This window comes from Bacillus sp. ES1-5, assembly GCF_022487605.1.
In the GTDB taxonomy this organism is placed as follows: Bacteria; Bacillota; Bacilli; order Bacillales; family Bacillaceae_G; genus Bacillus_A; species Bacillus_A wiedmannii.
Window position 1 is genome coordinate 1,562,970 of the sequence record NZ_JAKVPU010000001.1, and the last position, 13,399, is coordinate 1,576,368.

Annotated in this window: 12 protein-coding genes; 4 read left to right on the forward strand and 8 right to left on the reverse strand. The window is 35.8% G+C overall.

Annotation, left to right across the window (positions count from 1 at the left end; translation table 11 throughout):
• Window positions 1-3: 3 nt before the first annotated feature.
• Both MKO96_RS08070 and MKO96_RS08075 read right to left on the reverse strand, forming a co-directional pair.
• Window positions 4-675, reverse strand: a complete 672-nt coding sequence (locus MKO96_RS08070; protein WP_000049878.1) for a response regulator transcription factor — start codon at window positions 673-675, stop codon at window positions 4-6.
• A complete protein-coding gene (locus MKO96_RS08075) occupies window positions 668-1,642 on the reverse strand; it encodes a YncE family protein (RefSeq protein ID WP_240587183.1) in 975 nt (324 codons plus the stop codon). The genes MKO96_RS08070 and MKO96_RS08075 overlap by 8 nt, the downstream gene beginning before the upstream one ends.
• Before the next feature lie 136 nt (window positions 1,643-1,778).
• Here MKO96_RS08075 and MKO96_RS08080 point away from each other — a divergent pair, with 136 nt between their 5' ends.
• The 4 genes from MKO96_RS08080 (at window position 1,779) to MKO96_RS08095 (ending at window position 7,031) form a co-directional block, all read left to right on the forward strand.
• Window positions 1,779-2,894 carry a CdaR family transcriptional regulator gene (locus MKO96_RS08080; protein ID WP_048545040.1) on the forward strand — a complete coding sequence of 372 codons (1,116 nt, stop codon included), beginning with the start codon at window positions 1,779-1,781 and terminating at the stop codon, window positions 2,892-2,894.
• A gap of 117 nt (window positions 2,895-3,011) precedes the next feature.
• Window positions 3,012-4,424, forward strand: coding sequence for a glycolate oxidase subunit GlcD (gene glcD / locus MKO96_RS08085; RefSeq protein WP_240587184.1), 1,413 nt, complete (start codon window positions 3,012-3,014; stop codon window positions 4,422-4,424).
• Window positions 4,421-5,749, forward strand: coding sequence for a (Fe-S)-binding protein (locus tag MKO96_RS08090; protein WP_240587185.1), 1,329 nt, complete (start codon window positions 4,421-4,423; stop codon window positions 5,747-5,749). Before glcD ends, MKO96_RS08090 begins: the two co-directional genes overlap by 4 nt.
• Before the next feature lie 454 nt (window positions 5,750-6,203).
• On the forward strand, window positions 6,204-7,031 hold the full coding sequence (locus MKO96_RS08095) for a CAP domain-containing protein (RefSeq protein WP_087979863.1): 828 nt from the start codon (window positions 6,204-6,206) through the stop codon (window positions 7,029-7,031).
• Window positions 7,032-7,071: 40 nt separating this feature from the next.
• Here MKO96_RS08095 and MKO96_RS08100 read toward each other — a convergent pair whose 3' ends face one another.
• The 6 genes from MKO96_RS08100 to potD form a co-directional block, all read right to left on the reverse strand.
• Window positions 7,072-7,677 carry a DUF1648 domain-containing protein gene (locus MKO96_RS08100; RefSeq protein WP_240587186.1) on the reverse strand — a complete coding sequence of 202 codons (606 nt, stop codon included), beginning with the start codon at window positions 7,675-7,677 and terminating at the stop codon, window positions 7,072-7,074.
• 91 nt (window positions 7,678-7,768) lie between these two features.
• Window positions 7,769-8,692, reverse strand: coding sequence for an RluA family pseudouridine synthase (locus MKO96_RS08105; RefSeq protein ID WP_240587187.1), 924 nt, complete (start codon window positions 8,690-8,692; stop codon window positions 7,769-7,771).
• Between the two features lie 99 nt (window positions 8,693-8,791).
• Window positions 8,792-9,208 carry a histidinol dehydrogenase gene (locus MKO96_RS08110; RefSeq protein ID WP_087979860.1) on the reverse strand — a complete coding sequence of 139 codons (417 nt, stop codon included), beginning with the start codon at window positions 9,206-9,208 and terminating at the stop codon, window positions 8,792-8,794.
• A 101-nt stretch (window positions 9,209-9,309) separates the two neighbouring features.
• Window positions 9,310-11,502 (reverse strand): MMPL family transporter, encoded by a 2,193-nt coding sequence (locus MKO96_RS08115; RefSeq protein WP_240587188.1) that lies wholly within the window; start codon window positions 11,500-11,502, stop codon window positions 9,310-9,312.
• 110 nt (window positions 11,503-11,612) lie between these two features.
• The gene (locus tag MKO96_RS08120) at window positions 11,613-12,260 is read right to left on the reverse strand and encodes a phosphatase PAP2 family protein (protein ID WP_240587189.1); all 648 of its coding nucleotides are present in this window, start codon (window positions 12,258-12,260) and stop codon (window positions 11,613-11,615) included.
• A 59-nt stretch (window positions 12,261-12,319) separates the two neighbouring features.
• On the reverse strand, window positions 12,320-13,369 hold the full coding sequence (gene potD, locus MKO96_RS08125; RefSeq protein ID WP_087979857.1) for a spermidine/putrescine ABC transporter substrate-binding protein PotD: 1,050 nt from the start codon (window positions 13,367-13,369) through the stop codon (window positions 12,320-12,322).
• Window positions 13,370-13,399: the final 30 nt, after the last annotated feature.

Below are 13,399 nucleotides of genomic sequence, written 5' to 3' on the forward strand. Positions count from 1 at the left end.
ACGTTACACCTCAAATTTATAGCCTACACCCCAAACCGTTTGAATGTAGTTCCCGCTTTCTCCAAGCTTCAAACGCATCGTTTTCACGTGCGTATCCACTGTTCTTGTACTTCCGGCATAATCATATCCCCATACCTTTTCCAACAATTGTTCCCGGCTAAATACTTGTCCCGTATGTTGGCAAAGAAAATAGAGTAAATCAAACTCTTTTACTGTAAGAGAAATTGGCTCACCATCAGCCTCAATCTTCCTACTTTTTTCATTAATAAGGATCGGTCCAAACTGAATCTCCTCTTGTTGCTCCTGCTTTGTATAACGTCTTAACACAGCTTCCATACGAGCAATTAGTTCTCCCGGACTAAAAGGCTTTACAATATAATCATCTGCTCCCATACGCAAGCCGTTCACCCTATTCCACTCTTCACCTTTTGCTGTTAAAAATATAATTGGTACATCTGACGTTTTTCTAATTTCTTTACAAACTGAAAGTCCATCCATCTCTGGCATCATAATATCTAATACAACGAAATCATAATGATCCGTCTCTAATTTTTTTAGAGCCTCTTTTCCATTTTCAGCTTCTCCCCACTCGTATCCGAAATTATCTAAGTACATTCCAACAAGCTGCCTCATATCACTTTCATCATCTACAACTAGCACCCTATATTTACTCATTGTCCTTCCCTTCCCTCTCTATGAGTTGAAACGGCCCTTTTCCGACTTTAATTGTTTGTTTTATTTTCAAGCTCTTCATATCCATGACACACACTTCATCACTATCATAGCTTGCTACGTATCCTTCTGCTCCGCTCTTCAAAAATGCAAATGGATTCGATCCTACTTCTACAGAAGCCACCTCTTTATACGTGCTAACATCAAACTTTCTAAGCGTATTCGAACCGTGACTTAATGCATATACATACTTATTATCCTTCGTTATATTCACAGGCATAAAAGGAGCATGTAAAGAACGTACCATTTCTCCGCTTTGCAATGAATACACTAATACTTTCTCATTGACTTGATTTCCATCACCATGTCCGCCAATCCATATTTCTTTCCCATCTGGGCTAATTGTCGCTCCCGTTGATGCTGGGGGAATCATAAAGGATTGTATCACTTCTTTTTTCTTTGTATTAATGGTCGTTAGCTTCGTATCATAAAAGTTTAATACAGATAACTGGTTATCGTGCTCTACCATCGTTATTGGTCCTTTTCCTGTTGATACACTCCCTGTCTCTTTCCCTTTTATCGTAAAGAACCTTACCTTTTGAGCAGTTTGATCGGCAGCAAATAATTGTTTTTTATCCTCGGATACAATCACATTTACAATGCCTTTTCCAGTTTTATATTTGTCCACTTGCCTTCCTTCTGCTAGTGAATATACATACATGTACTCTAACTGCTTGCCATATACAAGTATGTCCTCACCGTTTGGAAGTAGTGCAACTCCTGCCATTGGTTCATTAAGTTCCCATGTCGTAATTAATTTTTTAGTTTTTTCATCAACAAAACTAATACTACCTTCTTTTATATTCGTTGTTATAATAACACTTTTATCTTTAGCAATCGGTGTATATGAACTGCCTTGACACCCTACTAATAGAAATAAAAAACAGAGAAGAAAAACAGACTTTCTCAAAAGATTCCCTCCATCTTCGGATGATTTCGTTATAATTGTAAAATAACAAATAAATGTGTGGAAAGTGTGAAATTTTCCTTTCTTACTTCATTTACATATATAATGTACAACAAATAGAATTTGAGGTGTGCAAATTATGCTTTTTCCTGATTTAGCGAATAAAATTGTACGAGAAGTACGCAGGTTAATTAAAGAAAATATCATTATCATTAATATACAAGGCGTTATTATCGCAAGTACAGATGTAGAAAGAATCGGCCAATTTCATGAAGGTGCACTCCGATGCGCGAAACAAAAGAAAACTGTCATAATTACAAAAGAAGATGAACGACGTTTGCAAGGCGTAAAGGCGGGTATGAACCTCCCCTTACTATTTCATGACGAAGTAATTGGTGTCATTGGAATTACAGGCGAACCTGAAAACATTTCACAATACGGAGAAATATTACGTAAAATGACCGAACTACTCATTCACGAAAACTACTTTTTAGAACAACTAGAACTTGAACACCGTTCTTATGAAGCATTTGTCTTTGATTGGCTTCAAAATACAGACTGGTCTCCAAGCTTTCTCGATCGCGCAAAAACACTTGGTATTGATTTATATAAGAAGAAACAACTTATTTTGTTCTCTATCGATCAAAATGACACGATGCTTCAGCGTAAGATTTGGCAACACGTACGCAATCTATTAACAAAGGAGCATCTATTTGTTCGCTGGGGAAATGATCGATTCATTTTATTTACAGCCACAAACTCCAAAGAGCAAACGTATCAATTTTTAAAAAGATTAAAACAAGACTGTGAAACTTTGTTTTCTATTCCTTTATATATTGGGATTGGACAATCCGTTACACCAAGCAATATGAACTTATCGTACGAACAAGCATTACAAGCTCTTTCCGTATCACTTGAAACGAAAAAAATTGTATTTAATGAAGATTTACGTTTAGAAATGTGCTTACAAGATATTTCTGCTGAAACGCGGGAACAGTTTCTAAGGCGCACCATCGAAAACTTACTATCATCTCCTGAGCTTATGCACACTTTACGCTTATTTATTGATTATAACCAATCCTATAAACAAACAGCTGAACAATTACATATACACATTAACACATTGCATTACAGACTTAAAAAAATTGAGGAGCATACAGGACTTGACCCGAAACAATTCAAAGACTTAAACATTTTATACTTCTCGCTCCTCTTATTAGATAATCATACAAAAAAGAATGATAAAAAAGATTAATCTTTAGATGATTATACATAGAAAGAATCCCCCAACTTTTTTATCATTATAATGAAAGCACTGTTACAACGTTTTTTATGATGACTAAATACGTTAACAGTTTGAGGGGGATTTCCAATGTTAGAAAAGCAAATTATTCATTCATTCGTATCCATTGTTGGCAAAGATAATGTAGATACATCCAATATGGGGCGTTTAACGTATAGTTATGATGCCACTCCAAACTTCCAAGCAATGCCTGATGCAGTCATTGCTCCTCGTAATACAAATGAAGTAGCTGAAGTGTTAAAAATATGTAACACTCACAAAATCCCTGTATATGTTCGTGGTTCTGGAACAAACCTTTGCGCGGGGACATGTCCACTTGAAGGCGGTATCGTCCTTATCTTCCGCCATATGAATAACATTTTAGAAATTGATGAAGAGAATTTAACAATTACTGTACAAGCTGGTGTAATTACACTTGATATTATTAAAGCGGTAGAAGAAAAAGGTTTATTTTATCCACCAGATCCAAGCTCGATGAAAATTTCTACAATCGGCGGTAACATTAATGAAAACTCAGGTGGATTACGCGGATTAAAATATGGCGTAACACGTGATTATGTGATGGGTCTTGAACTTGTCTTACCAAATGGCGATATTATTCGTACTGGCGGTAAATTAGCAAAAGATGTAGCTGGTTACGATTTAACTCGTTTATTTATCGGTTCTGAAGGAACACTTGGCGTCGTAACAGAAGCAATATTAAAACTTGTTCCTATGCCTGAAACGAAGAAAACGATGCTTGCACTATATGAAGATATTAATGAAGCTGCACGTGCTGTTTCTTCTATTATTGCAAATAAAATCATTCCAGCGACACTTGAGTTTTTAGACCAGCCAACAATTGAAGTAGTAGAGGAGTTTGCACAAATCGGTTTACCAACTGATGTAAAAGCAATTTTATTAATCGAACAAGACGGTCCGCTTGAAGTTGTCAATCGAGATATTGAAAAAATGGCTAACGTTTGCCGCTCTATGAATGCAGTCGATGTTCGCATTGCAAAAGATGAAGCGGAAGCAGATGCGCTTCGGACAGCTCGCCGTAGTGCACTATCAGCACTTGCAAGATTAAAACCTACTACAATATTAGAAGATGCAACGGTACCACGCTCACAAATAGCTCCGATGGTTGAAGCTATTAATGCGATTGCAAAAAAATATAATATTCCTATTTGTACGTTTGGGCATGCTGGCGATGGCAACCTACACCCAACTTGTATGACAGATGCTCGGAATGAAGAAGAAATGCACCGAGCTGAACAAGCTTTTGCTGAAATATTTGCGAAAGCAATTGAACTTGGTGGCACAATTACTGGTGAACATGGTGTTGGTGCGATGAAAGCTCCGTATTTAGAAATGAAATTAGGTAAAGAAGGTATTGCTGCCATGCAAGGAATTAAACAAGCCTTCGATCCAAATAACATTATGAACCCTGGCAAGATGTTCGCGAAAGACACTCGCAAAAGAGTGGTGGTTGAACGATGACAACATTAAATAAAGAAAACATTCAAAAAGAATTTAAAGAAAGATTAAGTGAAGATGAACTACTAAACTGTATGCGATGCGGTTTCTGTTTACCTACTTGTCCTACTTACATTCAATCTGGATATAAAGAATCACATTCACCACGAGGACGTATCGCAATAATGAAAGCGGTCGTTGACGGTTTAATCGAACCAGATGAAGATGTTGAAAATACATTGAATGTTTGCCTTGGCTGCCGTGCTTGTGAACCTGTTTGTCCATCAGGTGTAAATTACGGACATTTATTAGAAGAAGCTCGTGATATTATCAATCAAAACAAAAAGTTCTCGGTGCCAGTGAGAGCCGTTCGTAAAGTCGTTTTTGAAGGACTATTCCCGCATCAAAATCGAATGAGAACATTAACAGGACTAATCGGATTTTATCAGCGTTCTGGTTTACAAACGCTAACACATAAAACAGGGATTATGAAGTTATTCCCTGAAACACTTGCAACGATGGATCTCGTTTTACCAAAAGTCCCTAAAATGAAAGCAATGAAAGATCGTCCTGAATTTTTACCTGCTGAAAGTACAAAAAAGAAACAAGTTGCATTCTTCACAGGCTGTTTAATGGATACGATGTTTTTAGAAACAAATAACGCAACGATGAAACTTCTTCAGTTAGCTGGTTGTGATATCGTTATGCCAAAAACACAAAGTTGCTGCGGTGCATTACATGGGCATGCTGGTGAAAAGAGCGGAGCGAAAGAATTAGCGAAACGAAATATAAAAGCATTCGAAGATTTAAACATCGACTATATTATTACGAATGCAGGTGGTTGCGGAGCTTACCTCGTAGACTACGATTATCTTTTAAAAGATGATCCACAGTGGGCTGAACGCGCAAAGCAGTTTGTTTCTAAAATTAAAGATATTACTGCTATTCTAGTAGAACTAGATTTCCATAAACGGAATGACTTACGACTTCCAACGCAAATTATTACGTATCAAGATTCTTGTCATTTACGCAATGTTATGCGAACATCTTCAGAACCTCGTATGTTACTAGAAGCAATTCAAGGCGCAACATACCGTGAAATGAAAGATGCGGATCGCTGCTGTGGTTCTGCTGGTATTTACAATATTGTTCATTCAGAACTATCCATGGAATTTCTAGATTATAAAATGGACCGTGTGCATGAAACAGAAGCAGCAACTATTGTTACTGCAAATCCAGGTTGTCTACTACAAATGAAATTAGGCATTGAACGAGAAGGACTTTTTCATAAAATGAGAGGAATTCACATTGTAGATTTATTATTAGAAGCAATTGAAACCAACTCGTAACATACGTAATAATAGGAAAACGGCTATCTCCTTCGTCTATGTAAAGAGATAGCCGCTTTTTTGTCCGCTACAAGATTAAGAATATGTTACTTTATTATAAAAAAGAACAACAAAAACATTACAGTTTTGTAAAAATCAATCCAGTATATTCCTCAAAAAAACGCTCAAATCATTGATACAATAGGATTCTTCATTTTCAATATAGGTACATTTATCCAAAAACCGCCTCTTAAAACCAAGTATAAAAATGCTAAAAATTCCTTTTATACTCTATGTTTCTCTTATTTTTTCCCTTTTCTTCACTTAGGATAAATTAGGTAATTTTAAAGTCTATGAATTTTTTTCCATCTTTTTTCTCGCAAATTGTATGCTACGATGAATTTGTCAGTCAGACAGGCTGTCAAAACAAATCGTGTGAAAACAAATTAAAACTTTATATAGGGGGACACACATCATGAAAAAGCGTGTTTTATTATCTGTAGCTGCTGCAACAGCTCTTACTTTAGGAGTATCATCTTTAGATGCACAAGCTGCAACAGTACAACCATCTAACATAAAGGTTCAAAATATTCAGCATTCAAAAGTGATGATGAAGCAAATGAGCCAACAAGAATTACAAGCATTCTTACAATCTATGGGCGTTGAGTCATTAGCACAATGGCAACAAGGAAATTTCCAACCAAACTGCTTCATTCCTGGTCAACAACCAACTGAAAATGTTGTAACTGAGCAACCAACAGCTAAGCCAGAAACTCAAAAACCAGTTGAGCAAAAACCAGTTGAGCAAAAGCCTGCTGAAGAAGTTCAAAAACCAGAAGCTCAAAAACCTGCTGAAAACAACAATACTCAAAAACCTGCTGAACAAAAACCTGCTGAGCAAAAGCCTGCTGAAGAAGCAAAATCTTTAAGCGAATTCGAACAACGTGTTGTTGAATTAACAAACGCTGAACGTGCAAAACAAGGCTTACCAGCACTAAAAATCGATACTGAATTAAGCAAAGTAGCACGTGTTAAATCTGAAGATATGCAGAAGAATAACTACTTTGATCATAACAGCCCTACATATGGGTCTCCATTTGACATGATGAAGAAATTTGGTATTTCTTATACATCTGCAGGTGAAAACATTGCTCAAGGCCAACGTACACCTGAAGAAGTAGTACAAGCTTGGATGAACAGTGCTGGACACCGTGCAAACATCTTAAATAACGGCTTCACTCACATCGGTGTTGGCTATGTAGAAAGCGGCAACTACTGGACACAACAATTTATTACGAAGTAAATAGATTAAAAGAGTCTTCTCATAATGAGAAGACTCTTTTTTACATTTCATAACTTTCTATTATGTATGAGTACAATATGTAGAACATAAACAAAATAGAGCCACAACTTATTACACTAAGTAACATATAAAATCCCCATTTCAAGTTCAAAAACAAGGAAAACAATATACTACATGCCATCACTTGAAAAATCCGCCTACTCACTAAACGAATTTTTTGTAATTTGACTGGGTCTTTTTCCGTACTCTTAACTTTTTTAAATCCTTTACTAAGCATAAAAAGAAACATACTAATTCCAATTGTTAGTCCTGTCTGAAAGGATATCATGCTTCCAAAATTAATAAAGAGAATGAGCATATGGATAAACACCATAAATAAAGTAATCGTCTTTAGAAATCCACTTATAATGACATGCTCACCTTCATTAAACTTATATACATTATGTGAAATAATATACACGAATCCATGTAAAAAAATAATAAGACAAGGAATAAATGCTATAACAACTTGTTTACTCATAAACTCGTTTGGCTCACCATTTTCATTCCAATGTACTGCCATAAAGTTTGGTAAGTATGGATAGAGGCATAGAGTAACTAAAAGACAAGCGAAAAACATTCCTAGTATATATTTATATTTGACCAAGTAATTCTCACCTCTCTTTTCTCTTAACGGCTTCGCTTCTTTTAGAGAAATTCCTGCAAGAATCTACTTTTCTCAAATTTAAACTTACACTTTATGCATTCATTCTTTGAAATTCTTTCATTATATTATTTAATTTTGTCGGAAATGGTACATCCACTTCGATCTCTTCTTTCGTAATTGGATGCAAGAAATGAATCTTCATCGCATGTAATGCTTGCCTGGACATATATTTCGTTTGTCCACCGTATAATACATCTCCAACTAATGGATTACCATGATAGCTCATATGAACACGAATTTGATGTGTTCTACCTGTTTCTAATTGTAACGTTACGAACGTAGCATTTTGTTTTTTAAAATACTTCTCTACTTTATAATATGTAATTGCTTGGTCCCCCTTTGGAGAAACACGTCGTCTCGTCGCATGATGGCGATCTCTTCCGATAGCTGCGTCAATTGTTCCTTGCTTACCTTTTACTTTCCCTTCCACAAGCGCCGCATATGTTCTTTTAATTTTCCGTTCCATTAATAAACGATCCATAATTGCACCAGCAATTCTATGCTTAGCAAACACGACACCACCTGTCGTATCTTTATCTAACCGATGAATATGACGAACCTTCGTCTCTAAACCTTGCATTTGAAAATGAAAGGCAACGAGGTTTGCAAGTGTTCCCGTTCCACCTTTTTCAGCAGGATGCGTATCCATCTTCTCAGGCTTATTTACGATGAGTACGTGATCGTCTTCATATACTACATCTAATTCACCATATTCAGGCTCTACATCATACTCTTCCTCCATAAACATATGCACTTGTAACTTATCGCCTTCTTTTAAAAGCTCATTCCATCTTCTCTGTTCTCCGTTAACGGTAATACCTTTTTCCATACGAAGCTGATGTAACAACTTTTTCGGTATTTCCCATTCTATTTTTAATAATGAATCAATACTTATACCATTCCATTTCGCTGGAACAGTAATTTCGCACCATTCGCCCTTTTTCTTCGTTTCCATACTGTATCACCTTATTTCTATTGATTCTCTCATTGTAACGGAAAACACAATTTGATGCACCGTCAAAAATAGAGGACAGTCTTATAGTAGACTGTCCCCTCACGCTCTACGCCGTTTCATTTCCTGCAATACTTCGTCCGCTTTTTGCTCATACGATAAATCTTTAAAGAAATCCGCCAATCTTTTATAATCATTATACGTATCTAATAAATCATCCATCTTTTCTACTTTCATCACGTGTTGTTTTTGCTTCATTTTTACTGGATAACGATAGCCCGATACTTCTTGTATTTTGTAATACTCATCCTCTACTTGAATGACCTTTACAAGTTCCTCTTCTTCCGCATCCATCGTATACCCATCAAAATCTCTCAGCAATTCATAAATGATATGAGTCCATTCATCTTTTGGATAAAATCCTTTTTCTAACCGATAACCGACAATGCGATACATATGCCCATCGTTTTCTGCAAACTGTACTGTATCATTTAGCTTAAACTTAAAATAACGAAACATTGCCTTCACCTACTTATATGTAATGTTCTTATCACATACTATTTGCAAAATGTAGGTCTTGCTATTCATAAAAAAATACTCATCTATAAGACGAGTATTTTTTACGATGATTTTTCTCTTTTCTTTCGAAATGGTAACCACCAGTTCCAGTCTCCAAACAATTTCATTAAACTTGGTACGAGCATAAGACGAATAATTGTCGCATCAAGGAATATCGCTAATGCAACGCCAAGCCCCATTTGCCGTACTGGTAAAATATCAGTAAAGGCAAACGCACCAGTTACAACAATCATAATTAACGCAGCTGATGTAATAATTCTACTTGTTGACACAAGTCCTTCTAACGTCGCTTGATCGTTATCTCCTGTTTCTTCATACAGTTCATGAATACGTGAAATAAGAAAGACTTCATAATCCATGCTAAGCCCAAATACGAGACCGAAAATGAAGATTGGTAAGACAAATAGAACAGGACTCGCTTCTAAACCAAAATGCCCACCTTCAAATAACCAAACAACAATTCCTATTGTTGCACTTAAACTAAGTATATTCATAATAATTGCCTTAATCGGAATGAGTATAGACCGGAATGCAAATAATAATATAACAAAGGTCGATCCAAATATAACAGACATACCAATTGCAACTTTATCTTTAATTTCATCTTCTAACTCTTGTTGGAACGTCGTCATCCCGCCTAAATAATACGTAACATCTGTTTCTTTATAATTTTGTTTAAAATCACGAACCCACTGTTTAGCAGTTTCAGTACGTGGTTTTGTTTTCAAAAAGATTTCTATCGTCGTCTTATTTCCTTTCGTATATGCTTCAAATATAGGAGCTAGTTTCGCTGCTTCTGGCGACTCTAACATTCCAGCAACTTGATCTGCTTTCATACGAGTTAACCCGTCGTATAAGCTTCTAACTTCATATACTTTCTTATCATCTTTTAACTTTTGAACGACTTCTTCTATCTTTTGTAAACTTTCTTTTTCTTTCATATCTTTTTTCGTCTCTACCACTAACGTAACATCAGCATGTTTTTTTGCAGTTTTATTAAATGCCTCTTCGTACTTCTCATATGCAATTCTTGTATCACTTTGTTTAGGTAGAGCTTCTACGTCAGGGAACTGCAAATTAGCTGTACGTAACGGTAATAAGCAAATCACAATAAATGTTGTAACAACAATAATCATTGCGATTGGATGTTTCATTACAAATTGTGCAAACTTACGCCACGCCTTTGCCGGCGTATGCGCTACTTGATTCTTTTTTAATATTCGTTTCCCAATTAATGATAATAGCGCTGGAAGAAGTGTGAGTGAGAATAAAATACTCATAATCACAACAATCATTCCGCTAATTGCGACAGACTGAATATAATCGATTTTAAAGAAAAACAATCCGGATAATCCAACAAATACACATAATCCTGAAAATACGATTGCGCGCCCTGCTGTCTGATATGTAATTGCTATCGCTTCTTTTACCGTTCGCTTTGCAACTTCCTCTCGAAAGCGATTTACAAATAATAGCGCAAAATCAATAGATAGCGCAAGTCCAATCATCGGTGCAACATTTAACACAAAGATAGATAGTTCCTTATCACTACCTATAAAGTATAATATGCCCATCGTACTAATAACACTAAGTGCCCCATTTACAATTGGTAAAATAGATGCCAAAAGACTACCAAATGAAAATAGTAATACGAGAAATGCAATTGGTAACCCAATCATCTCTGCTACTTTTAAATCATTTTGCGTTCTTTCATTAATCTCTTGATTAATTTTTGGAAACCCTGTAGGCGTTACTTTTAATGCTGTATTACTTTCCTTTTCGATTTTATCAGCAAATTGCAATGTCTTTTCCATTCGTTCTTTATTTGTTTTCCCGGAAAATAAAATTGTCGCATAGCAGATATCATCTTGTAACATTTCTTTATTTTGCACTGGGTGATGGAAAGATTCATATGTCTCTTTCTCTTGTACATTCTTTACAATTCCCTCTACTTGCTTTTGAAATTCCTCATGTGAAGCACCCTTATTTTTTTCAAAAACGAGTAAAAGTGTGTCTTGAGACCTCTTAAAATCTTTATCTAAAATTTCTTTCGTTTTTTGATAGTCCCCTTCCGTTTGGAAACCATCACCACCTAACACTCCCGGCAGCTTTGGAGCGAAAATTCCGAGTGCGATCGCAACCAATAGTAATGCTACAATTACTGTATAACGAAACTGATACAAAAAAGCTCCTAATTTCCCCCACTTATCTACTTTATTTACATTTGTTTTCACACTTTTTCACCTACTTTAAATAATTCAATTGTCATTTATACTGTATCACATCTTCGTACAAACAAAAAACGGCTGGAAACACTATATTGATAGTTTTTCCAGCCGTTTTTTTATCTCTCTTTATTAAGTCCCAATCTCTCGGTAAGTAAACGATGGCAGTAAATCGCCATAATTAACAAAATACCACCTACGCAATAACCAGCTAAAATATCAGTTGGATAATGTACATTTAAAATCACTCTACTTAATCCAATCGATATAATTACTATTCCCATCAAAATCGTTATAACATATTTCCCAGTTACATTCTTCAAATTTGCCGCAATGATATAAGCAAGAAACCCGAATGTCATAATAGATAACATTGCATGCCCACTAGGGAAGCTATATCCAAGCGCATCCAACGCTTCATTTAACGACGGCCGCTCCCTTTTCACAACTTCTTTTATCCCTTTATTCACAAGATGTGTTATTAAAATGCCCATTGGATACACGATCATCGCAGCATAATAACGTTTTCTCCAAAAAACAAGTAAACTTATAACGAGCGTAGTTACAATCCCAATTGCAGACCCTACTTTTGTATAGTATGAGAAAAATGTAAGCGAATCTTCTGTTTGTAACCCTTTTACTAACCCTCGGACATATGTATCCATCACTGTAACGCCACCCGCATGTACACGCCAAGCTACAATGCCAAATACAGTAAGTAATAAAACGATACATACTACCTCATATTGATGTAACTTCTTGTTCAAACGATTTCCTCCTACTATGAAAAAATGCGATTTCTACTTTAGAAACCGCATTTTCTTACTTATTTACCTTTTGTTTTTAACTCTGTCCAGTAACGATCATAGTCTTTTAGCTTATCGTCTACATCAACAAGCCATTCCGTACGATCTAATTCTTCTTTCGTTAAGAAGATCATGTGGTTTTCACGATATTCTTTACTATGAAGAGGATGAGCTTTTTCATTAGGATTACTGTATCCAATTGACTCGTAGTTTTTCACACTTACTTTTTCATCTAATAAGTAGTTCATAAACTTCTCTGCAAGCTCTTTGTTTTTCGCACCTTTTGGAATTGCTAACGTATCAGCCCAAATTGTGCCGCCTTCTTTTGGTACAACATACTCTACATCTTTATTATCTTTTGCAATAAATGCTGCATCTCCAGACCAAACTGTTCCGATCCAAGCATCTTCTGTAATGAATTTTTGTTTAATATTATCTGTATCAAATGCTAGTAAGTTTGGAAGTAGCTTCTGTAAATCAGTCGCAGCTGTCTTTAACTGTGCATCGTCTTTCGTGCTGTTTGAGAAACCATGCTTCTTAAGGCCCATTCCTAACACTTCACGAGAATCATTTAATAAAGTTACATGCCCTTTATATTTCTCATTCCATAAATCAGCCCAGCTTGTAGGTGCTTCTTTCACATACTTTTTATTGTATGCAATCCCTGTTACGCCCCAAGTATATACTAAAGAATATTTATTCTCTGGGTCAAACGCAGGTGTTTTGAAATTAGAAATCATATTTTCGATATTCGGGATATTCTTTTTATCTAACGGCGCTAATAAATCCATTTTTGCCATTGTTTTAACCATGTAATCAGATGGTTGAATTAAATCATACTTTGCGCCACCAGCTTGTAATTTCGCAAGCATTTCTTCGTTACTTGCGTACTTATCATAGTTAACTTTCACGTTATATTTCTTTTCAAAATCTCTTAGTACTTGCTCATCAAAATTGTCAGCCCAGCTATAAATGTTTAACTCTTCTTTCTTTTCACCACAACCAGCAAGTACACCAGCAACAAGGCTAAAGCTAATCGCTGCGCCGGCTAATCTTTTTATTAATTTCATCGGTTTATTACCCCCTCGTACTTTCTATAT

Coding starts and splice junctions, on each gene's coding strand:
- MKO96_RS08110 (WP_087979860.1), bottom strand. CDS start 9,208: ATGTTTCGTTATTTTAAGTTTAAGCTAAATGATACAGTACAGTTTGCA.
- MKO96_RS08080 (WP_048545040.1), top strand. CDS start 1,779: ATGCTTTTTCCTGATTTAGCGAATAAAATTGTACGAGAAGTACGCAGG.
- MKO96_RS08095 (WP_087979863.1), top strand. CDS start 6,204: ATGAAAAAGCGTGTTTTATTATCTGTAGCTGCTGCAACAGCTCTTACT.
- MKO96_RS08070 (WP_000049878.1), bottom strand. CDS start 675: ATGAGTAAATATAGGGTGCTAGTTGTAGATGATGAAAGTGATATGAGG.
- MKO96_RS08105 (WP_240587187.1), bottom strand. CDS start 8,692: ATGGAAACGAAGAAAAAGGGCGAATGGTGCGAAATTACTGTTCCAGCG.
- glcD (WP_240587184.1), top strand. CDS start 3,012: ATGTTAGAAAAGCAAATTATTCATTCATTCGTATCCATTGTTGGCAAA.
- potD (WP_087979857.1), bottom strand. CDS start 13,369: ATGAAATTAATAAAAAGATTAGCCGGCGCAGCGATTAGCTTTAGCCTT.
- MKO96_RS08090 (WP_240587185.1), top strand. CDS start 4,421: ATGACAACATTAAATAAAGAAAACATTCAAAAAGAATTTAAAGAAAGA.